Raw genomic sequence first — 21,819 nt, 5'->3', positions numbered from 1 at the left:
GATTTTCTGCGGTTTATCTCGCGCGTGGCGATACTCAGTATTCACACCTTCCCCGATCCCTTGCTCACGCGCACGAGCGAGCGCGTAGCCCAGATAGACGGCCGGGTAGCGGGTTACGTGGCCGACATGGTCGAAACCATGTACGCGGCAAACGGAATCGGCCTGGCGGCGCCGCAGGTGGGCCTGCTCGAGCGCGCCATCGTGGTGGACACCGACAGTGAGAACCGTGGACTGGCACCCCTGTGCCTGGTCAACCCCGAGGTCGTCGAAGCCGAGGGTGACATCACCTGGGAAGAAGGCTGCCTGAGCGTGGTGGACTACACCGCCGAGGTGCAACGCTCGGCTAGGGTGCTGGTGAGCGGCTGGAGCGTGGACCAGGAAGAAGTCCGCATCGAGGCCACCGGGCTGCAAGCGGTGTGCCTCCAACACGAGATAGATCACCTCGACGGCAAACTCTTTCTCGATCACCTGTCGCCGCTGAAGCGGAGCCTGTATCGCAAGCGGCTGAAGAAAATTAAACGCAGCGGCGAGCTGCCCGACGACGGAGTGCCACGCATCTGAAACGGTGGGCGAACCCTTGCAGGCAAAACCCATAGCCGCGGCCGACGAACAGCCGCCCCCCGATCCCGACGGCAGCCTGCGCCTGCTGTTCATGGGAACACCGCCCTTTGCGGCACTCTCGCTCGACCGGCTGCTGGCCGGGCCGCACAGGGTAGTGGCCGTGCTCACGCGCCCCGACAGGCCCAGTGGGCGAGGCCGCAAGCTGCGGCAACCGGCCGTCAAGGAACTCGCCCTCAGGCACGGAATAGAAGTGTTGCAGCCCACCGATCCGGCCGACGCCGGCGTCCACTCCCGGCTCCGCGACCTGCGCCCCGACCTCGGCGTAGTGGTGGCCTACGGCAGGATACTGCCGGCCTCCTTGTTCGAGCTGCCACGGCTGGGCTGCATCAACGCCCACGCGTCGCTGCTCCCCCACCTGCGTGGAGCCGCACCCATAGAGCGCGCCATAATGGAGGGCCGCAGCGAAAGCGGGGTGAGCATCATGCGGGTCAACGCCGGACTCGACGAGGGCGACGTGCTGTTGACCGAGAAAGTAACGCTCAGCGGGCAGACCGACGGTGGAGAACTGCGCGCAACGCTGGCTGATCTTTCGGCCCGCCTGCTCGAGCGGGCAGTGCAGCGTATAGCCAACGGCACGGCCGACTGGACCCCCCAGGACGACTCGCTGGCCAGCTGGGCCCCGGCGCTGCAAAACGAAGACATGCGTGTGGACTGGAGCCGAGACGCGGTCGAGATCGATCGACAGGTGCGCGCCTTCCATCCCCGGCCCGGGGCTTTTACCACCCTGGGCGACCGGCGCCTGAAAGTGCTGAGCGTAGAGATCATGGCCGATGCCGGGGCTGCCACCACCGACGCGGCGGCGGGCGAACCCGGGCGCGTGCTGTCATGGGAGCGGGGGCTGCTGGTAGCCTGCGGCCGGGGCGCACTGAGACTGCTGCGCGTACAGCCCGAGGGCAAAAAACCCATGGACTGTGATTCCTGGCTGCGCGGGCTGGGACCGTCCAGCCAACCATCACAACTGGGCGATGAAAGCTGATTCACGATCGGTGGCCCTGGAGGTGTTGCTGCGGGTAAACGTGGGCGCCTTCTCCGACGCCGCCCTGTCCCGTCAGCTGGAGCTCGACCAGCTCGACCGACGTGACAGCGCACTGGCCACGCTGCTGGTATACGGATCGCTGGCCTGGCGCCTGGCACTGGACCACGAGATAAAAACGCTTTCGAACCGCAAGCTCAGCGCCATCGATGCTCCGGTGCTCGAAGCCATCAGGCTCGGGCTGTTCCAGCTGCGCCACCTCGACCGCGTACCCGAGTGGGCCGCGGTCAACAGTTCGGTAGACCTCGCGCGTCGCCACCAGCGCCGCGCCGCGGGCATGGTCAACGCCGTGCTCCGCAGGGCCATACGACAGGGCGCTCCAGCGCTGCCCGATGCCGCGAGGGTGGGAACAGCGGCACGACTGTCGCTGGAATACTCGCACCCGCGGTGGCTGGTGCAGGACTGGCTCGACCAGCTCGGTAAAGACGAGACCGTTGCGTTGCTGGCGGCCAACAACACGGCCGCGCCCACCGTGCTGCGCTGCCTGCTGCCACGTGAACAGGCCCTGGCCGAGTTGGCCGCGCGCGGGGTAGAGGCAACAGCTGCGCACTACGCCCCCGACGCGTTGCTGGCTCTCAACACCGGGGACTGGAGTGGCATAGCCGTGTCCCAGGGCGAGGCCTCGCAGCTGGTCGTGTTGTATCTCGACCCCCGACCCGGGCAGCGCGTGCTCGACGCCTGCGCCGCGCCCGGTGGTAAAACCGCCTACGCGGCACGCCTGGCAGGCCAGGGACCGGGCGGCGAAAATGGGCACGTGATTGCAGTCGACCCGGCTCGTGGAGCCCGATCCCGCGTGGCCTTGACCCTGGAGGCCAGCGGACAGGAAAACGTGGAATTCCACGCCTGCACGTTGCGGCAGCTCGACACGGACGACGATTTTGACGCCGTACTGGTCGACGCGCCCTGCTCGGGATTGGGAACCCTGAGGCAGAACCCTGAAATACGTTGGCGACGACAGCCGTCGGACCTCGCCGACCTCGCGTCCCGACAAGGCGAGCTACTGCAGCTCGCCGCCGAGCGCGTTGCTCCGGGCGGGGTGCTGGTCTACTCGACCTGCACACTGGTGGACGCCGAAAACGACGCAGTGGTAGACCGTTTCCTGGCCGAGAACGACGACTTCACCGAACCGGTGGCCAACGATGAGGCAGCCGCCTGCCTGCAGCCCCTGCTCGATGCCCGCGGGCGGCTTCGTACCTTTCCTCACCTGCACGGCTGCGACGGCTTCTTTGCCGCGCGGCTGCGCCGTCGCTGAGACCGGCCTTCAGGCAGCCGCGACGCCGCGGGCAGCGACCGGCGTTTGCCCGTCCCGGACACGATCCGTATAAACGCGCATGGCCCTTATCGCTCCATCCATACTCGCCGCCGACTTCGGTCGCCTGGCCGAAGAAGCCCGCGCGGTTGAACTGGCCGGTGCCGACCTCATCCACGTGGACGTCATGGACGGCCACTTCGTACCCAACCTCACCCTGGGCCCCGACCTGGTGGGGGCCCTGGACAAGGCCACCGAGCTGCCGCTGGACGTCCACCTCATGGTCGAAAAACCCCTTGATTTCGTCGAGTCCTTCGTCCGGGCGGGAGCCGACTGGATCACCGTGCATTGCGAAGTTGTCGACGACGTCGAAGCCGCCCTGTCGGCCATAGAAAGCCACGGCTGCCGTGCGTCGCTGGCCATCAACCCTGCAACACCGGTAGAAGCCGTCTCGCCCTGGATCGAGAGGGCGGCGATGATACTCATAATGAGCGTGGTGCCCGGTTTCGGTGGTCAGAGTTTCATGGAAAACTCCCTGCCCAAGCTGCAAACCCTGAGCGATCTCAAGAAGAAAACGGGCAGTAAATGCTTGCTTGAAGTCGACGGTGGCGTAAAAGCCGACAACATCTCGAGGGTCGTAGAAGCCGGCGTTGACGTGGTCGTGTCGGGATCCGGGATATTCGGCGCCGCCGATTACAGCGAGACCATCGCCGCCATGCACGCCGCCTGACAAGACCCCCCTGCCTACGGGCTTCGCTTTTGGCGGTGGGCGTGGTATTCCACCCTCGTTTCCCGGTTTCTAGTTCGGGGTGTAGCTCAGTCTGGTAGAGTACTGCGTTCGGGTCGCAGGAGCCGGAGGTTCAAATCCTCTCACCCCGACCACTTTGTTTCCGGCGGAAAAAAGCGGCTTAGACTATGAGCTACAGGGGAAACCTCGGGTGTCTTTGGATCGCCCTGCTGTTGCTGCTGGTGGGAGGATCCCCGCTACTCATAGGCGTGCTGCGCCTGCTGCTGGCCTTCGTGGTGGTAGTAGGAGTAGCCGGGGCTGCCATAAGCTGGTGGCTACGCCACCGTGCGGTCGAGTTCTACACGAAGAGCCAGACCGAGGCCCACAACCGCTTCGTTGAGCTGCTGGTCGCCCTCATGACCCGCATGGCGCAGGTGGACGGCAATCTCGACCGCCGTGAAGTCAGCGTAATACGCGAGTTCTTCCACCATCGGCTCGGCTACCGAGACGAACGGCTGCTGTGGATCCGCGACCTCATCAAGGATGCGGCCAGCTCCCAGGAGTCGGTTGAATCTCTGTGCCACGAGTTCTCCAACCGCTTCGGGTTACGCGAAAGGCTGATGTTGCTCGAATTACTGGGCGAGGTCGCAAGGGCAGACGGCGAGGTCAGCGAGCCCGAACAACTCTTTCTCGAACAGGTGGTCAATCTCCTGGGCCTGGGCGCCTTTGCTGGAGCTGGAGCTTACGCCGGCGGGGCCGGGCAGGCGCGGGCCGACCACGAATCACAGGTAGACCGGGCCCTGGCCACGCTGGGGCAGGATCGAAACGCCTCGGCCGAGCAGATCAAGACAGCATGGCGCAACCTTTCGCTCGAGAATCACCCCGACAGGGTCCGCCAGCTGGGCCCGGAGTTCCGGGACCTGGCCGAACGCCGAATGAAAGACATAAACGCGGCCTGGCAGACTCTCAAAGAAGCCGGATTGGCCTCCTGAACCTGCCCAAGACACGTGCAGTGCCGGTTTTTCGTGCAGCCGAAGGCCGCTCCTCAGCACCTCCTGCTGAAAAGAACCCACGGTTGGCGTGGATCGCCGGCTCGAGAGGTCTGGCACCGGCCTTGCTAACAAGGGGTGCGGTGCTGAGGAGCGAGCCGTGGCGGTATCCTTGTCCAGGACGGCAAAAAATACTGCTCACTCCCTTTACACACCGGGTCTATTGACTAATATACGCCGCTTGGAACGGAGAGCGCCCCTGCTGACTGGAGGCCATGAAAAATGAAAAGAATCGAAGCAATTATTAAGCCGTTCAAACTGGACGAAGTAAAAGAAGCCCTGGGTGGCGTAGGCGTCCAGGGAATAACCGTGAGCGAGGTAAAGGGGTTCGGGCGTCAGCGCGGCCACACCGAGTTGTACCGTGGAGCCGAGTACGTCGTAGACTTTCTGCCCAAGGTGAAAATCGAGGTCATAATCAGCGACAATCAGGTAGACAGCGTGGTTGAAACCATAGCCTCGACCGCCAAGACCGGAAGAATCGGTGACGGCAAGATCTTCGTATCCGACATAAGCGAAGTGATTCGCATCCGAACCGGCGAGCGTGGAGAGGAAGCCCTGTAGCCAAACTCGTACGGGGAAGCATTCACGAGGGATCCCCGGACGGGTCGGTCATGTGCCGGCCCGTTTTTTAATGTTACCGCTTTGGACTATACAGACTTGAACGACCCCCACGGCCCCGCCGAATGCACGAGGCCAGCATCGCAACACTAAGCGCTTAAGGAGAACCACCCCGACATGGCAACGAAAAAGAAAACCCAGACAAAAAAGAGCAGGTCGGCTGCAAAGGCATCGGCGGGCGCCAAGGTCATCGCCAATGCAAAGAAGAACGGCGTCGAGATGATCGACTACAAGTTCTGCGACCTTCCCGGAACCTGGCAGCACTTCACGACCCCACTGAGCGAGTTCGAAGAAGACGTATTTGAGAACGGCTTGGGCTTTGACGGATCTTCTATCCGCGGCTGGAAGACCATCGACAACTCCGACATGCTGGTCATCCCGGACCCCGACAGCGCGGTCATCGACCCGTTCTTTGAGCGACCCACGCTGTCACTGGTGTGCAACATCGAAGACCCGATGACGCGGGAGCCCTACGACAGGGACCCCCGCTACATCGGTGCGAAAGCAGTCAACTTCCTGAAGTCCACCGGACTGGGCTCCGACGCTGTGTTCGGCCCCGAGCCCGAGTTCTTCGTCTTCGACAGCGTTCGCTACGACCAGACCGAAAACTCGGCCTTCTACGAAGTCGACTCGGTCGAGGGCCAGTGGAACACCGGCGAGGACGGCGGCCAGAACCTGGGCCACAAGCCACGCTACAAGGAAGGCTACTTCCCGGTTTCGCCGGTCGACAGCATGAGCGACCTGCGCACCGAGATGGTACAGACCATGGAAGAAGTGGGCCTGCACGTCGAGAAGCATCACCATGAAGTGGCGACCGCCGGCCAGGCAGAGATAGACCTCTACCGCCTGCCGCTGGTACCAATGGGCGACGCGTTGCTCTGGTACAAGTACGTCGTCAAGAACGTAGCTCGCCGCAACGGCAAGACGGCCACGTTCATGCCCAAGCCCGTGTTTGGAGACAACGGTACCGGCATGCACACCCACCAGTCGATCTGGAAGGGCAACAAGCCGACCTTCGCCGGTAACGAGTACGCGGGCATGTCGAAGACCGCCATGCACTACATAGCCGGCATACTGCAACACGCACCGGCCTTGTGCTCGTTCACCAACCCGACCACGAACTCCTACCGCCGGCTGGTGCCGGGCTTCGAGGCTCCGATCAACCTGGCCTACTCGAGCCGCAACCGCTCAGCCGCGGTGAGAATCCCGACCTACTCGCCTTCACCCAAGGCCAAGCGCATTGAGGTTCGCTTTCCAGACCCGATGGCCAACCCCTACTTGGCGTTTGCGGCCATGCTGATGGCGGGACTGGACGGCATCGAGCGGAAACTGGACCCGGGACAGCCCTTGGACAAGGACATCTACTCGCTGTCAAAGGCCGAGCTTCGCAAGGCAAAGGTAGCAAGCGTGCCCTCTTCGCTCGAAGACTCGCTGGCGGCCCTGACCAAGGACCACGACTTCCTGCTCAAGGGCGACGTGTTCAACGAGGGCCTGCTTGAGACCTGGATCGACATGAAGCAGGCCCAGGTCACCGACATGAAGCTGCGTCCGCATCCCTGGGAGTTGGCCCTGTACTACGACGGCTGAGTCGTCAAGGACCAACAGGCTTGGAATACGCAGGGCCGCCCCCACTGGGGCGGCCCTTTTTTTTGCGGGCTGCTCCCGGTTGTCAGTTGAGGATAACTACCTCAACTCGCCTGTTGCGCGCGCGTCCCGTGGGATTGTCGCTGCCGTCCGGGTGGGCGTTTGGCGCCACCGGGTATTTTTCGCCGTAGCCGCCCGCCTTGACCAGCGCCGGCGAAACTCCATGCGTAGACAGCGACTCCGCGACCACGCGGGCACGGCGTTCAGAGAGACCCTGGTTGTACAGAGCAGCCCCGATCGAATCGGTGTGCCCCTCAACCATCACGCGGCGGCCCGGAGCCTCGGCACTCACGATGTCGGCCACGTCCCTGGTCTTGCGCTTGGCCGCGCGGGTGAGCGATGAACTACCGAACTCGAACAATACGTCGGGCAAGGTAACCACGACGCCACGGTCAGACTCCGTCGCCGAGAGGTCGCGTGCCCTGAGCCTGGCCAGCAGGCGACGATTGCGCTCCAGCTCGCGCTCCTGGGCCGCCAGGCGGCGTTGGATTCGCTGGCCCCGCTGGCGGGCCTGTTGCTGTTGGTCTCCCGCGGCGGCACCCGTCAAGGCACCCAATGCGGCACCTATGGCAGCACCCTCGGCCGCGTCACCGCTCTGGTTGCCGATGATAGCGCCGGCGCCGGCGCCGATCAGCGCCCCGGTGGCGGTAGACCTTTCGCGCTGGGTGGCCGGCCCCGACGCGCAGGAAGCCAGCAGGAGGGCGATCGCGGGAAGAACCGCAAGCAAGCGCAGCCTGGATAGCTGAGAACCTTTTACCTGGGCTGATCTCATCGCGCCTCCAGCTCTTCTATCTGGCGTTTCTGGTTTTCGATTTCGCGCTCCTGCTCGTCCAGCTTGCGCTCAAGCCCGTCGAGATCCTCGCTCTGTCGCTGCTGCTGATCACCGGCCCTGGCCCCGCTCAGCGCCCCGAGCGCAGCCCCGATGGCCGCACCCTCGGCTGCGTTGCCACCCTGGTTACCGATGATGGCACCGGTCCCCGCTCCCAGCAGCGCCCCGGTGATGGTCCCTTTTTCGCGCTGGGTAAGAGGGCCCGACGCGCAGGCGGCGACAAAGACCATCGCCAATGAAAAGGCTGCAAATTTTCCTGTGTACATATTTTCCTCCAATGGTGACAAAAGGGCGACACTCTGGCCGAGCGCCCTGTGCACATGGTTCCAGCCGAAGCCCGGATCGTCAACAGCCCTTCCCGCTGGAGTGACGCCGGGGGCCGGGCGCACCAGTAGATCAGGCAGTCGGTCCTTCGCGCCAGGTACACCAAAGCAGCACCACCACGCCCACGCTGATGGCACTGTCGGCCACGTTGAAGGCCGGCCAGTGCCACGCGCCCAGGTAGAAGTCTGCAAAATCGAGTACCGCGCCGTGCGCGACCCTGTCCCAGAGGTTTCCCAACGCGCCACCCATGATGGCCGCCAGCGATGCCCTGTAGGCCCTGCGCTCCACGGGCACCTTGGAAACCAGCCAGCCCAAGCCGATCACGGCCGCCGCGGCCACTACCGACAGCAGAACGCTGCGCCAGGTCCAGCCGTCGTGGGCCAGCAAGCCGAAGGCAGCGCCGGTGTTGCGAACGTGGACAAGCGAGAAGAAACCGGGGATGACTTCGACGTAGCCGCCGCGCGGAAGATACTCGAGCAGTAGCATCTTGGTCAGGCGGTCGAGCAGCAGGACGGTTGCGGCCAACAAGCCGACGGCGCGGGCAGTCATCCGATCGAGGCGACCACATCGCCGCAACGACCACACAACAACTTCGTGTCGTCACCCTCGTCTACCAGCTCATCGTAATTCCAGCAGCGGGCGCACTTGCCACCTCGCGCCGCGGCCACTTCCACCCGCGTGTCGTCTCCATCCGAACGGATCAACTCCAGTTGCGATACGATGATCACCGCGGCCAGGGTTTCTTCGCCAACCTGCTCAAGCAACTCGAAGTCGGCGGACGGCACCGCCAGCACCACGCTCGCGTCGAGCGAGTGACCGATATCGCCGGCCTGGCGTTTCTCTTCCAGCGCGCGCGTCACGGCTGCCCGCGCCGTCCAGGTGGCCTGCCAGCGCATGAGCAGCATCTCGTTGTTCCAGTTCTCGTCAGGCACGGGAAAATCCTGCATGAAAACGCTCGCCGCGTCATCGTTGCCCGGGATCTGGCCCCATATCTCTTCGGCAGTAAACGACAACACCGGAGCAACCAGCACTGTAAGGGTTTCCAGCACAGAGCGCATAGCGGTCTGCGCGCTGCGCCGCTCGCGCGAATCGCGTCCCCCGCAATAGAGCCGGTCCTTGACGATGTCGAAGTACTGGGAGCTCAGCTCGACGCTGCAGAAATTGTTGAGTTCGCGGTAGACGACGTGAAATTCACAGCCCTCGTAAGCCCCCCGGCAACGGTCCACGAAACCGTGCAGCTCCGCCAGCACCCAGCGGTCGAGATCGTCCATGTCGTCCCAGGCAACGGCGTCGGCCACGGGGTCAAAATCGTGCAGGTTCCCCAGCAGGTTGCGCGCAGTGTTGCGTATCCTGCGGTAGGAGTCGGAGACCCGCTTGAGGATTTCATCCGACAGGCTCACGTCGTCGCGGTAGTCCTCCGACGAAACCCACAAGCGCATGATGTCAGCGCCGTACTGCTTGAGTACCTTGGCCGGCTCGACCACGTTACCGAGCGACTTGGACTGCTTGCGACCTTTTCCGTCGAGCAGGAAGCCGTGCGTCAACACCGCGCGGTAAGGCGCACGGTCGCGCGTGGCCACGCTGGTGAGTAAGGAAGAATGAAACCAGCCCCGGTGCTGGTCGCTTCCCTCGAGGTACAGGTCCGAAACGGTCCCCTCGCCGTGGTCGCGCTCCATCACCGAGGAGAAGCTCGAGCCCGAATCAAACCATACGTCGAGGATGTCGTTGTCGCGCTCAAAGTTCGTGCCCGAGCAGGACGGGCAGGCGAAGCCCGCGGGAAGCAGGTCCTCGATGTCCCGCGTAAACCAAGCGTCAGAGCCCTCCTCCTCGAAGAGATCGGCCACGTGCCTGACGACATCGCCGTCACAGGTGGCCTGCCCGCAATCAGTGCAGTGCAGGGCGGGAACCGGTACGCCCCAGGCCCGTTGTCGCGACAGGCACCAGTCAGGTCGGCCGGCTATCATGCCGTGTATGCGATCCCGTCCCCACGACGGTATCCACTTCACCTCGTCCACGCATTCGAGAGCGCGCTCGCGAATACTGTCCATCGACACGAACCACTGGTCGGTGGCCCTGAATATTATCGGTCGCCGGCAGCGCCAGCAGTGCGGATAACTGTGCTGTATGGTTTCTTCGGCCAGCAGGGCGCCGGCAGCCTGCAGGATCTCGACCACCGTGTCATCGACGCTGAAGACGTGCTTGCCCTCCAGCTCGGGTAGCTCGGAGGTAAAACAACCGGCAGCGTCTACCGGCGCGTAGACCTCCAGCCCATAACGACGGCCTACCACGTAGTCGTCGTGGCCGTGCCCGGGGGCCGTGTGCACGCAGCCGGTTCCGGCCTCCAGGGTCACGTGGTCGCCGAGCACGAGCAGCGAATCCCGGTCCAGCCAGGGATGGCGAGCCGTCATGCCCTCCAGTTCGCGGCCGGCGATGGTGGCGCGCGTGGCACCCAGGCCCAACACCTCGCGTAACTGCTCGAGCATGCCCTCGGCGACCAGCAGGGGGCCGCCGGGCGCGTCTACGACGACGTAATCAAAACCGGGGTTCACGCAGATGGCGAGGTTGGCGGGCAAGGTCCACGGCGTGGTGGTCCAGATGGCAACGCCCAGCCCCTCTTCGACCAGCGCCTGCAAGTCACCGGTCGCACCGGCAAACGCAAAGCGAACATAAACCGACCTCGAACTGTGATCCGAATACTCGACCTCGGCCTCGGCCAGGGCAGTGCGGCAGGATGAGCACCAGTGGACCGGACGCCTCCCGTGATACAACGCACCCGAGTCAGCCAGGTGTGCAAGCTCGCGCAGTTCGTCAGCCTCGTAGGCCTTGTCCAGTGTAAGGTACGGATTGTCCCAGTCGGCCTGTATGCCCAGGCGCTTGAAGTCTTCGCGCTGGCGGTCAACGCAGTCCAGGGCGTAATCCCTGCACAGCTGCCGTACTTCAACGCGGCTGGTATCCGCTCTCTTCTTGCGGCCGAGTTTTTTCTCGACCTCCAGCTCTATGGGCAATCCGTGGCAGTCCCAGCCGGGACGAAACGAGACCCGGAAGCCGGCAAGGTGCCGATACTTGACCACTATGTCCTTGAGCACCTTGTTCAGAACATGGCCCGCGTGGATGTTACCGTTGGCGTAAGGCGGACCGTCATGAAACAGGAAGGGCGTGGAGCCCTCCCGCAGCTGTCGCATCTGCTGCCAGAGCCCCTCCTCCTGCCAACGCTTGAGCAACTCGGGCTCCCGCTGTGGCAACTTGGCACGCATGGGAAACGAAGTGCTCGGGAGGTTGAGTGTGTCCTTGTAGTCCATCGCCTTTAGCCGCAGGAGGGCCGAAAGAGCAGCGATATCAACTTAACGGCAGGCTGGCAACTCGGTCGTATCCGTGGCAGGGTACTCGACCGTGGCAAAGAGAATGCAATTGGACTTCAATGTCGCCGGCCCGTCGACCGTTGACGAGAACGGTCAGCCCAGGCCCTGCGTTATGGGAACGGAATGGGTCAACACGGACACCCTGGCTACGCTCGACAAGATAGGCATCGCTCCCACCGACCCCTGGGGCAAGCCGCTACCGGCCGAAGACAGCCGATCAAGCGACACGGCAGCCCCGGCTGGAGCCGCCGACAACACTGCCCAGGCTGATACTGAAGACTGACCGCCGGCGGTCTATAGAAAGGAGCTCTCAGCCAAGCTCTGCGGCCGTTAACTGGCGGGTGACCGGCCTGCGGCTGTCGCTGCGATCGCGGCCCCGACCGAGAACGTGCTCCCTGCACATGCCCATGCGGGCGCAACACATCTCGCTGTTAAGGTCGTTGTTGAAGGTACGCTGCTGACCGTCTTCGAAGAGAATGCGCACCAGGCAGGTGCCGCCGATTATCGTTGAGGTCATGACCTCGACGACCACGCCGTTACCCCAATCCTCCCGGTACTCCTGCCAGACGCGGTCACCGAGGCGAAGAAATTGCCTTATACCCCTCATCGATAAATTCCATGCTTGACTCGAACACTACAACGGGTTGAGGCCGCTTAGCAAGACTTTTATGCAAACAAATTACCGGCAATTTTCGTGCCCGCGGAGGCGGCCCGGGGCCGAGCCCCAAGCCAACGGCCGGGACGGAAATAGTAGTTGGATTATGCGGCACACGGCCGCGTTCTAAAACCCTCAACCCCCCTCGGGGGCTACCTCCACGCGGCCCCCGTCTACAAGCACCGGCACTATACGCTCACCGCCACTCAGCTTAAGTAACTCGGGCACGCGCTCTGGTTGATCGAGTACATTTATCTCCGAGAACGGCTTTCCCTCGGCCTGCAGGCGGCCGCGCAGGGCCGAGCAGTACGGACACCCGGTCTTTACATAAAGCGTTACTGCCACGGTAGTCATTACCTCCTGTGATCCTGCTCGGACGGCTTCCGGCCGGCAGGGGGCTCATCGTCGGCGAGGGGTTGCAGGTAGCCCAGCTCCTCGAGTGCGAGTCGCTGCTGCCTGTCCAGGCCAGCCTCGCCGCGGTTGTGCTCCTGCATGAAGCTCCCAACAAAATCCCTGTCCGACGGACGATAGCGCCTCGCTACAGCGAACGACAGTGTGGCTGCTCGCGAGCGGGTAACGAAGTCGCGCAGTTTTTCGGCCGTGCCCGCTGGAGCGCTGGCGGCCGGCAAGCCGTCGCGGCTGTCAGCGTCGGCGGCGTCGAACCAACTCCACGCGCACAGCCCGGGGTCACCGCCGGGGCAGTCCGACGCCAGCAGTGTGCCCTGGCGGGTGTGGGCTGCCCACTTGATGGTCCTCCCTGTCCGGGTAGAAAACACGGCGCGGGAGCTTTGCGAGTCACCCTCGAGCAGGCCCCGCAAGCTGCTACCGTGCAGGCCGGGTGGTGGCGACACCCCCGCGTAGTCGAGCAGGGTGGGAAGCAGGTCTACCAATGATACCGCTGCCGTCACCCGCGCGGGCGCCGCGGCGCGCGGGCCGGCGGGCAGCTTAATCAGCAACGGCACCCTGGTCGACTCTTCGTGCAGTGTCGCCCCGTGCCTGAACCAGGAACCGTGTTCGCCGAATGCCTCGCCGTGATCGGCCGTGACCACTATCAACGCCCTGTCGTAGAGGTCGGTCTGCCGCAGCCTCTCAAGCAAGCGCCCCAGCCAGGCATCGGCATAACTTATCTCGGCATCGTAGGCGTCGATGTAATCACGCAGGCGCGGCCGTTGGTCGAGCCGTTGGTATTCGGGTACCAGCGAGGGCTCGAACAGCCCGGAGGCAGACGCCGCCGGGCCGGGCGCAAAGCTACGCGGCTCGGGTGCTGCGTAGGGTCCGTGCGGATCGATGAGGTGCAGAAAAAGAAAACCGGGTTGCCACCCCCCGTCCAGCTCGCGGGAGACGCTGGCCACGGTCTCGGCCGCGATGCGCTGATAGTTCTCACGGTTGCGTTCGCGCGCCGGCAGCAGGTCATCCCAGGCATCAAAGCCCTGGTCAAGACCCGAGAGTTGGCCGACCAGCACCGTGCTGCTCACGAATCCGCGACTGCTGTAACCAGCCTCCGCGAGCAATTCGGCCAGGGTGAGATTATCGCCGGCCAGCTCCTGCCCCAGTTGCCTCAGCCCGTGGCCGTGCGGATATTTTCCGGTAAACAACGACGCGAAGGCCGGGCTGGTACGGGGGCAGGGGGTAAACGCACGTTCAAAAACAACCGCGTCCTCGGCCAACCGACTGAGCGCGGGAGCGGTGTCTCTCGGATAACCGTATATCGACAGGTGGTCGGCCCGCAGCGCGTCTACGGTCAGCAACAGTATCGGTATGCCCGGCATGGGCGTAACAGTAGTAGGCGCAACGGTAGAAGACGGGCGACAGGCGGCGACGCTGAGCAACAGTATTGTCGCGACAACCATGCTGTTGGCCGTCATTGGTCGCGACGATGGGTAGCGAAGATGCTCAGCCAAGGAAGATCGACTTGCGCTGGCCCAGCTTACGGCGAATGAGCACCTGCACGGTACGCCGAAGCCTTTGCGACATGGCGTCAAAATCTGTGCTGCCTTCACCGCGAAAACGATTCTCACGGTAGAGGTAAATCCGCCTGCCGAACACCAGGGTCCAACGCGTGGGCAGCGGCAACAATCCACCCAGGCCGAGCAGTGGAAACAGCGGGGTGATGGGCATGTAGGGCGCGCCGAGCAGACGGCCCAGCCTCCTGCTGCGACCGATGACGGGGTAGGTTTCCTCCGCCCCGATGACGGCAAAGGGAATGATGGGCACACGGTGGCGCAGGCTGAGCCTGGCAGCCGAAGTGGCAAAGCGACGCAGCTTGTAACGCTCGTCGAAGAGCTTGGCGACACCGTTTACGCCCTCGGGAAATATAAGGGGCATTTCGCCACGGCCGAGAAGTTGGTCGGCAACCGCGTAGCGAGCCGGCGCCCCGCCCATCTTTCGGTAAGCGTCCGCCACCGGCCCCATGCCCTCTACAAAAGCGTCAAAGAGCGGCCGGACCACGCGGCCGGGCTTCCAGACGTTGGACAGCGCGTAGCAGACCATGGTCGCGTCCAGGGGCAGCGCACCCGAGTGATTACCCACGAGTATGGCGCCACCCTGCTCGGGCAGGTTTTCGAGCCCTTGCAGATCGACCCGCCAGTAGTTGTCAAAAAGAAACTTGAACAGCGGTTCCGAGCGGGAGCGGAAGGCAAGGTCAAGACCATAATTATCGGCTGATCCCGCCTCGATAGCCTCGTTTACTCGTGGTGCCGTGGCCTCAGCCAGGCGCCGGCGCCCCTCTTCGTCAAGGGCAAAACTTTTGCGTGGGGAAGCTTCCTGACTGGCAAGCGGTACGCTATGGACCGCGTCGGGAAAAGAGTCCAAAGCCATCTCCAGACGTAACCTATCAGGCTACGGCGCGTCTGCCAATGGTTTTCGCACAACACCGTCCTCTCCAGAATGGCGAGGCGTCCCCGTGCGCTTCGCCCCTGTCGGGCGCCTTGCCCTCAGAATACCGAGAGGCGGTCGAGCGGCGGGCCGGCAGCCCTGGCAGTGGTTGCACGCCTGAGCGCGAGCAGCCCCTCGCCCACGACGCCCAGGGCCAGCAGCAGCAGGAGCAGGCCGACCGCGAACAACAGGTGCTGGCCGGCGTCGTAGAAACGACCGAGATTGTTCACCATCGCCACCACGGTCGTAATCGTCATGAAGACCGCGGGCACGGCGGCGACCAGCGGGTTGCGGCCTCGCTGGTACAGGTACAACGACACGAGGATAAGCGTCAGGCTGGCGAGCAACTGGTTGGTGGTACCGAACAGGCCCCAGAGGGTGAGCCCCATCGGCTGGCCGTCCACCTCGTAGAAGGCAAAGAAGCCTATCACCACCACGGCCAACGCCGAGGTCACAAAACGGTTTTCGCGCTTCACGCCGAAGCCCTGCCCCATTTCGGCAATGTTGTACCTGAGCAGGCGCGTAGCCGAGTCGAGGGTAGTGAGAGCAAACGACACCACCACTACCGATATCAACGCGGTAGACAACTCAGAGGGCAGCCCGAGGGTCGAAACAAAACGTGCACCGCCCTCTATGAACACGCCCAGCTTACCGCCGAGGGTATTGGCCGCCCCCCAGCTTGAGTAGTGCTCGTGCCAGGAACCCGCGGAGCTGAAGCCGGCCGTGCAGGCCAGCACCGCCATCAGGCCCAGCAACGACTCGCCCATCATGCCGCCGTAGCCGATAGCCCGCGCGTCGGTTTCACGGTCGAGCTGCTTGGCGGTCGTTCCCGAGGCCACCAGCCCGTGAAAGCCGGACACCGCCCCACAGGCGATGACCACGAACACGAAGGGAAACATCGGCGGCGCTCCCTCGGGATTGAGCACCACCGCGGGCGAAGAAAACTCGGGCGCGAGGACAAAAAAACCGCCGTACATAAGACCCATGCCGAGATACAGCAGCAGCGAGTTGATAAAATCCCTCGGCTGCAGCAGCAGCCAGACCGGCAGCACCGAGGCACCGAAAGCGTAAGCCAGCAGCAGGGCTCCCCAGCCACCGCGGCTGTCCCACTGCGGCGACAGCCACTCGTTGGTAGCCGCCAGGAACACGGCCAGCAAGGTGATCACGAAAGCTGCCGTAGCGAGCCGGGTCATCGACACACCCCGCTTGTACGAAGCCACGCCCGTGACCACGGCCAGCGCCATGATAACAGCCGACGGCATCACGGCCTGGGGGTAAGCCCCGGGCATGAACAGGTCGCAGAGAATCGACACGAACACACCCATGGCGAGTGCCACGCCAAAAAAGATGACGACGTGAAACATCGTCTTGGCCCGCGCGCCGATGATGCCCTCGGTAATGGCCCCCACCGACAAGCCGCGCGCCCGCACCGACAACACGAGAGCGCTCATGTCGTGCACGCAACCTATAAACAGCGAACCCGCCACTACCCAGATCATGGCCGGCAGCCATCCCCAGATCACGGCGATGGCCGGACCGAGCATCGGCGACAAGCCGGTTATGGAAGCAAAATGATGGCCGAAGAGAACGCCCCGCGGCGCGGGTACGTAGTCTATGTCGTCACGTAGTTGGTGGGCCGGAGTCGCAACATCTGCGCGCAGCGAGAAAATGCGCGAGGAAAGATAGCCCGCGTAGAAACGATAGGTCGCGGCATAACACGCCAGACAGACAACCGCTGCCAGTACCGCCAACGCCCCTTCTCCCGGTCAGCCGGTCCGGGCGCCCGAACCGGACCCCGTCGATCTCCGTCGCCCCTGACGGCCACCGCCACCCGACGACCTTCCTGGATCACCCCCGCGGCCACCCCCGCGGCCACCGCCGCGGCCGCCGCCCGGTCCGCCCCTGGCACCACCGGGCCCGCCCCGCTTAACCCGCTTGGGAGTCCACCGCTTGGGCTTCGCCAGCAACTCTTCGGCCGGAAATTCAAAGGGCAGACTGTAGCCGACGAATTCCTCGATAGCCTCGTAAGAATACACGTAGCGCTCGCAGGCCAGCGAAATCGCCTTGCCCGAAGCCCCGGCACGGGCGGTTCGGCCTATGCGGTGGACGTAGTCCTCGGGGTCCTGCGGCAGGTCGTAGTTAAAAACGTGGCTGACCTCTTCAATGTGCAGCCCCCGCGAGGCCACATCGGTGGCCACGAGCAGGCTGATCGAGCCCTCCTTGAAACCGTTGAGCAACTTCAGCCGCTTGCGCTGATCCACGTCGCCCGCCAGGGCCCCGGCGCTGAAACCTTCGAGAGTGAGCCTCTCGGCCAGCTGGGTCGCCATTATTCTTGTGTTTACAAACAGCAGCGCGCGATCGGGCTTTTCGCGACGCAGCAGTCCCAGCAACAACGAAAACTTTTCGTCCATGCCCACGTGGTAAACGGTCTGCTCGATGTTGTCGGCGGTCACCTGCTCGGGCGACACCTCCACCTGCGTAGGTTCGCTCAGGTGCTCGTAGCCGAGTTCGACCACCCTCTGCGATAAGGTCGCGGAGTAGAGAAACGACACGCGACGGTCAGGCGGAGGCATGTTGCGCAGCATGTAACGGATATCGTCGATAAACCCCATGTCGAACATGCGATCGGCCTCGTCGATGACGAGAACCTCGAGGTGATCAAGCGTGAAAGCTCTCTGCTTGTAGTAGTCGATCAAGCGCCCGGGCGTCCCCACGAGCACGTCTATGCCCGACTTCACGTGGTTGAGCTGTTTCTCGTAATCCACGCCACCGTAAACAGCGGCAATCTCCATGTCGCAGTATCGGCCCAGCAGGATGGCTTCGTCGCGTATCTGCACGGCTAGCTCGCGCGTAGGAGCAACGATGAGGCAGCGCGGAGCGGACCCACCGTCCTCGGGCCTGCGCGCATCCCGGCGCAGCAAAAGGCTGAACATGGCAATGAGAAAAGCGGCGGTTTTACCCGTGCCCGTCTGGGCCTGTCCGGCCACGTCTCGTCCTTGCAAGGCAAGCGGAAGCGACTGCTCCTGTATAGGCGTGCAGTGGGTGAATCCCGCCGACGCAATACCGCGTCTTACCTGTTCGGGAAGGTCAAGTTCAGCAAACTCTATGGTGATTCCTCCTGGCGGCCCCGGACGGGGCGAGGCTCAGATACCGGTCTTCGCAGGTGTACCTTCGCCTGCCTGCCGGAGCAACCGGATAAAGTCGGCCGCCCCTATAAAACCCGCTCGTCGCGTGACTTCCTTGCCCGAGGAGTCAAAAAATATCGTTGTCGGGGCGCTCTGCACTTTGAAGGACTTCATTACCCTGTCCACGAAATCGTTGATGGCGGTTATGTCCACGCTCAACAGATCGATGCCCTCTGACGCCCTTACGACCCCTTCATCACTGAAAGTCTGTTCTTTCATTTCCTGGCAGGGCAGGCACCAATCGGCGGTGAACTCCATCACCATGGGGCGCCCGCTACGCTGATTAGCGTCATAAACTTCGGCCGAGAATTCCTGCCAGGCCAGGCCGGTCGCCTGCGGCGCAGGAGCCGCAACCGAGGCGGTGGCCACCAGCAGCAGGGCCGCGCCCGCGGTGCGAGCCAGCGAGCCCGCAGAGATCGACAGCGGCCCCGGGCGATCGACAAGGCCGATGTACAACGCGGCCAGGAACACGAAGGCCGGCACGAGCGAAGTCGATAGGGGCTCGGGCAGCACGGGTGCCGCCAGCCTGCAGGCTACCACCAGCAACGCGCAGCCGAACAAGTGCTCCACCCAGGCGGGAACGGTGTCCGCGTCAGCTCCCGAGCGGGCCAGCATCACCAGCGCAAGCGAGGGCAGCAAGGCAACCACGGCCGCCGCCGCGGCCAGCACCCACGGTTGAGAAGCGCCTGTTTTCGAAATCGCCACCGTCACCAGGGCAACCAGCGGTGCTCCGAGCAGGCCGGCTGCCATACCCGCGAGAAACAGCCAGGCAACAGCCGAGCCCGGCACCGAACGCGGCGACCGCACGGCCAGGCCCAGCGAGCACAACGCCACGACCAGCATCGCCAGGGCTGCCCGGTAGACCACCGAGTTGCCGGCCAGTGGACCTGATTCGAGCGAAGCGGCCACGCCCACCAGCGAGGCAAGTACCAGTGAACTACCTACCGCGTATGCCAGAAGACCCACCGACGCCCGCAATGAGCCCGAGCTCGAGACCTGGTCGAGCGCCCTCGCCGACGAGCCCAGCAGGGGGCCGACGCAGGGGACAAGGTTGATCGCCAGCCCTACCAGCAGCAGGCCGAGCAGAAGAGCCCGGCTTCCATCCCGCGACAGTCCGCCGAGCGCGAGCCCGGCGTGATGGCCAAGGTTGCTGTAGTAGCCCGGTCCGGCGTGCTCGGCCGCTTGCAGGGGAACGAACTCTATCGCCAGCGGCACCCTTATAGTCTCGGGTCGCAGGCACAGTGTTTCGTTGCAGGCCTGGTAGCCGAGTATGGCCACCGCGCGACCACCGGCTGGAGCGATGCTATCGTAGTGCAATTGGCCACTGACCGTGATGCTGCCCTCATGGGTGTAGATGTCGTTGCCCCCGGCAAAGCGGACCCGGGTGCGCTGGGGGACAGGCCAGGTCAGCTCGGAAACTGACACGCCCTCAGGAAGCTTAAAATCAAGACTGGCAGGCACGAGGAACTTGAGACCGGGATCGATAGCGTTGATGTGCCAGCCATCGGCGATAGACAGCGTGAGTTCAACCGTGCTGCTGTCACCGGGAAGAAGTCGGTTATCACTCAGCTTGAACTCGGCGCGGGCCGGGCCCTGGACGGTGGCCGCCCAGGCTGGCACCGGGGCGACGATCCAGATCGCGGCGGACAACATCGCGGCGGACAACATCAGGCCTGGCGCTGCAGCAGAACGCTGTCCGGATATCATCCGCGAGCGTGGTTGCCATACCCCCCTTGAAAAAAACGACACGTTCTCCAGCCTACCTGTCCTGGCACCGGTTTGCGAGCCTGCTCGCGGCCGGGTATTTCTTGTTACGTGGATATAACAAGCGGGATGCAACGACCATGAGAAACGTGGCAAGACTGTTTTCAGCCGTCCTGCTGGCAACATTCTGGCTGGGCGCAAACAGCGCATGGTCAGGCGAATCGCCCCCTGCCGACACCGCGAGCGCCACCCTGTCGGGACCGGTAGTCGCGGTGGGCTTTTCCGAAAAGGGCGACGTCTCCATGTACAGCCTCTCGCTGGGATACCGCTACGAATGGCGGGGGCCGGATTTTCTTGACGCCGCGGCGCGTCGTCACGGGGGCACAATCGCCACCGTGCTCGAGCCATTGCTCACTTTGTTCGCGGGCGACCGCGAAAGCTTCGACCTGCAACTGGTGCCGATGTTGCGCTGGCAGGGAACTGGCCAAGGCCTGCTGCGCCCATGGATAGAAGGCGGCGTGGGTATCGCGTGGTCGGACCTGCGCGGATTGAACCTGGGTTCGCGCATACTGTTCAGCGACCAGGTCGGAGTGGGCTTCGACCTGCCCACGACCGGTGGAAAACTACTGGCCGTCGGCTACCGCCTGCGCCATCTTTCGCACGCAGGATTGTGGGCCGACGCCAACTCGGGCATCAACACCCACTTTGTCCTCGTGACCCTGCGCTGACCCGGGGTCAGGTCGTCGTAGCGCCCGAGCCAAGATCGTCGGGCAGGGCGATGGGCACCGTCTCAACTACTTCCAGACCGTAGCCGGCCAGGTTGGGCAGCCTCGGCGGGGTATTGGTGAGCAGCCTTATGCGCCTCACGCCCAGGTCTCGCAGGATCTGTGCGCCGATGCCGTAGTCCTTGAACGCCGCCAGGCGGCTGGCTGGACTGGTCGACACGACCCCGTCGCTACCAGCTGACAGCGACTCTGCACCGCGCCCGTGCCGCCTCACGTACAGCACCACGCCCGCCCCCTCTTCGTCGATGCGTCGCATGGATGCCTCGAGCAGGGCACCGGTGTTGCGGTGGCTGTAGGCAAAAACGTCGCCCGGCAGGTACTCGGCGTGGGTGCGCACCAGTACCGGCTTGTCGGGGTCGATCCTGCCTTTGACCAGGGCCACGTGCTCGCCGTCTTCCACGTCGCTGCCATACACGTGGACCTCGAACTCGCCGGCGGTGCGCGTGGGCAACCGCGACGACGCGAGACGCTTGACCAGCGATTCGGTCTGCAACCTGTACTGTATGAGGTCGGCGATAGTCGCTATCCTTATCGAGTGACGGTGGCTGAACTCCACCAGCTCGGGCATGCGCGCCATGGTGCCGTCCTCGTTGAGAATCTCGCAGATGACACCGGCCGCCGACAAGCCGGCAAGGCGCGACATGTCCACCGACCCCTCGGTCTGCCCGGTGCGAACCAGCACGCCACCGTCGCGGGCGCGCAGCGGAAACACGTGCCCCGGGCTCAAAAAATCAGACGCCGTGGCCCCCTCGCGCACCGCCTCCCTGATGGTAAGCGCTCGATCGGACGCGGTCATACCCAGTCCCGCGCACTTGCGCGAGTCTATCGACACCGTGAAACCGGTGCCCAGCGGAGTGGTGTTTTCGGGCACCATCATGCGCAGCCCGAGTTCGTCGGCCCGCGAAGCGGTCAGCGGCAGGCATATAAGCCCGCGGGCCTCGCGCATCATGAAATTGATGTGCTCGGGCGTCACCTTGTCGGCGGCGACAAAGATGTCACCCTCGTTCTCACGGTCCTCGTCATCCACGAGGATTATCATCCGCCCGAGGCGTATGTCCTCGACCGCGTCTTCTATCGAACTGACGGGTGAGTTGCCCCCGGCGAGCCCGCTTTCCTGTCCTGTGTCGTTATCGGCCACTGAGTAGGCTTTATAGCCCTGACGC

Annotated in this window: 19 protein-coding genes, 1 tRNA gene and 2 pseudogenes; 10 read left to right on the top strand and 12 right to left on the bottom strand. The window is 63.8% G+C overall.

Annotation, left to right across the window (positions count from 1 at the left end):
- Positions 1-24: 24 nt before the first annotated feature.
- The 8 genes from def to glnA all read left to right on the top strand — a co-directional run bounded on the left by def (position 25) and on the right by glnA (position 6,884).
- Positions 25-561: a peptide deformylase gene (gene def / locus EYQ35_09525; protein HIF64375.1), complete on the top strand. Its 537-nt coding sequence runs from the start codon at positions 25-27 to the stop codon at positions 559-561.
- A 4-nt stretch (positions 562-565) separates the two neighbouring features.
- A complete protein-coding gene (locus EYQ35_09520) occupies positions 566-1,597 on the top strand; it encodes a methionyl-tRNA formyltransferase (protein ID HIF64374.1) in 1,032 nt (343 codons plus the stop codon).
- Complete coding sequence (gene rsmB, locus EYQ35_09515; protein HIF64373.1) at positions 1,587-2,906, top strand: 16S rRNA (cytosine(967)-C(5))-methyltransferase RsmB; 1,320 nt, start codon at positions 1,587-1,589, stop codon at positions 2,904-2,906. Before EYQ35_09520 ends, rsmB begins: the two co-directional genes overlap by 11 nt.
- A gap of 79 nt (positions 2,907-2,985) precedes the next feature.
- Complete coding sequence (gene rpe / locus EYQ35_09510) at positions 2,986-3,633, top strand: ribulose-phosphate 3-epimerase (protein HIF64372.1); 648 nt, start codon at positions 2,986-2,988, stop codon at positions 3,631-3,633.
- Positions 3,634-3,708: 75 nt separating this feature from the next.
- Positions 3,709-3,785, top strand: a tRNA-Pro gene (locus tag EYQ35_09505).
- A 33-nt stretch (positions 3,786-3,818) separates the two neighbouring features.
- Positions 3,819-4,622 (top strand): J domain-containing protein, encoded by an 804-nt coding sequence (locus tag EYQ35_09500; protein ID HIF64371.1) that lies wholly within the window; start codon positions 3,819-3,821, stop codon positions 4,620-4,622.
- A 279-nt stretch (positions 4,623-4,901) separates the two neighbouring features.
- Positions 4,902-5,240, top strand: a complete 339-nt coding sequence (locus EYQ35_09495; GenBank protein ID HIF64370.1) for a P-II family nitrogen regulator — start codon at positions 4,902-4,904, stop codon at positions 5,238-5,240.
- Between the two features lie 174 nt (positions 5,241-5,414).
- Positions 5,415-6,884 carry a type I glutamate--ammonia ligase gene (gene glnA / locus EYQ35_09490; GenBank protein ID HIF64369.1) on the top strand — a complete coding sequence of 490 codons (1,470 nt, stop codon included), beginning with the start codon at positions 5,415-5,417 and terminating at the stop codon, positions 6,882-6,884.
- 82 nt (positions 6,885-6,966) lie between these two features.
- Here the strand turns inward: glnA and EYQ35_09485 are convergent, their stop codons facing one another.
- The 4 genes from EYQ35_09485 to ileS all read right to left on the bottom strand — a co-directional run bounded on the left by EYQ35_09485 (position 6,967) and on the right by ileS (position 11,393).
- Positions 6,967-7,713, bottom strand: a complete 747-nt coding sequence (locus EYQ35_09485; protein ID HIF64368.1) for an OmpA family protein — start codon at positions 7,711-7,713, stop codon at positions 6,967-6,969.
- Positions 7,710-8,036, bottom strand: coding sequence for a hypothetical protein (locus tag EYQ35_09480; protein HIF64367.1), 327 nt, complete (start codon positions 8,034-8,036; stop codon positions 7,710-7,712). The genes EYQ35_09485 and EYQ35_09480 overlap by 4 nt, the downstream gene beginning before the upstream one ends.
- A gap of 130 nt (positions 8,037-8,166) precedes the next feature.
- Positions 8,167-8,643 carry a signal peptidase II gene (gene lspA, locus EYQ35_09475; protein ID HIF64366.1) on the bottom strand — a complete coding sequence of 159 codons (477 nt, stop codon included), beginning with the start codon at positions 8,641-8,643 and terminating at the stop codon, positions 8,167-8,169.
- Entirely contained in the window at positions 8,640-11,393 is a 2,754-nt protein-coding gene (gene ileS / locus EYQ35_09470) for an isoleucine--tRNA ligase (protein HIF64365.1), read from the bottom strand. Before ileS ends, lspA begins: the two co-directional genes overlap by 4 nt.
- Positions 11,394-11,484: 91 nt before the next feature.
- Here ileS and EYQ35_09465 point away from each other — a divergent pair, with 91 nt between their 5' ends.
- Entirely contained in the window at positions 11,485-11,736 is a 252-nt protein-coding gene (locus EYQ35_09465; protein HIF64364.1) for a hypothetical protein, read from the top strand.
- A 120-nt stretch (positions 11,737-11,856) separates the two neighbouring features.
- Here the strand turns inward: EYQ35_09465 and EYQ35_09460 are convergent.
- The 7 genes and pseudogenes from EYQ35_09460 to EYQ35_09430 all read right to left on the bottom strand — a co-directional run bounded on the left by EYQ35_09460 (position 11,857) and on the right by EYQ35_09430 (position 20,279).
- Positions 11,857-12,060, bottom strand: a pseudogene (locus EYQ35_09460) (DUF3553 domain-containing protein).
- A gap of 183 nt (positions 12,061-12,243) precedes the next feature.
- On the bottom strand, positions 12,244-12,462 hold the full coding sequence (locus EYQ35_09455) for a glutaredoxin family protein (protein HIF64363.1): 219 nt from the start codon (positions 12,460-12,462) through the stop codon (positions 12,244-12,246).
- Entirely contained in the window at positions 12,462-14,009 is a 1,548-nt protein-coding gene (locus tag EYQ35_09450) for a hypothetical protein (protein ID HIF64362.1), read from the bottom strand. The genes EYQ35_09455 and EYQ35_09450 overlap by 1 nt, the downstream gene beginning before the upstream one ends.
- On the bottom strand, positions 14,002-14,925 hold the full coding sequence (locus EYQ35_09445) for a hypothetical protein (GenBank protein ID HIF64361.1): 924 nt from the start codon (positions 14,923-14,925) through the stop codon (positions 14,002-14,004). The genes EYQ35_09450 and EYQ35_09445 overlap by 8 nt, the downstream gene beginning before the upstream one ends.
- 116 nt (positions 14,926-15,041) lie before the next feature.
- A complete protein-coding gene (locus EYQ35_09440; protein HIF64360.1) occupies positions 15,042-16,733 on the bottom strand; it encodes a carbon starvation protein A in 1,692 nt (563 codons plus the stop codon).
- 213 nt (positions 16,734-16,946) lie between these two features.
- A pseudogene (locus tag EYQ35_09435) lies at positions 16,947-18,089 on the bottom strand (DEAD/DEAH box helicase).
- A gap of 36 nt (positions 18,090-18,125) precedes the next feature.
- A complete protein-coding gene (locus EYQ35_09430) occupies positions 18,126-20,279 on the bottom strand; it encodes a hypothetical protein (GenBank protein ID HIF64359.1) in 2,154 nt (717 codons plus the stop codon).
- On the opposite strand from EYQ35_09430, the gene EYQ35_09425 reads away from it, so the two are divergent.
- Positions 20,012-20,599: an acyloxyacyl hydrolase gene (locus EYQ35_09425; protein HIF64358.1), complete on the top strand. Its 588-nt coding sequence runs from the start codon at positions 20,012-20,014 to the stop codon at positions 20,597-20,599. The two genes, EYQ35_09430 and EYQ35_09425, sit on opposite strands and share 268 nt — an antisense overlap.
- Before the next feature lie 7 nt (positions 20,600-20,606).
- Here the strand turns inward: EYQ35_09425 and ribB are convergent, their stop codons facing one another.
- On the bottom strand, positions 20,607-21,794 hold the full coding sequence (ribB, locus tag EYQ35_09420) for a 3,4-dihydroxy-2-butanone-4-phosphate synthase (protein HIF64357.1): 1,188 nt from the start codon (positions 21,792-21,794) through the stop codon (positions 20,607-20,609).
- Positions 21,795-21,819: the final 25 nt, after the last annotated feature.

Source organism: Candidatus Binatota bacterium, from assembly GCA_012960245.1.
Taxonomy (GTDB): Bacteria; Desulfobacterota; Binatia; order UBA1149; family UBA1149; genus UBA1149.
Note: the sequence above shows the minus strand (reverse complement) of the source record. Positions and strands in the feature narration are given on the sequence as shown.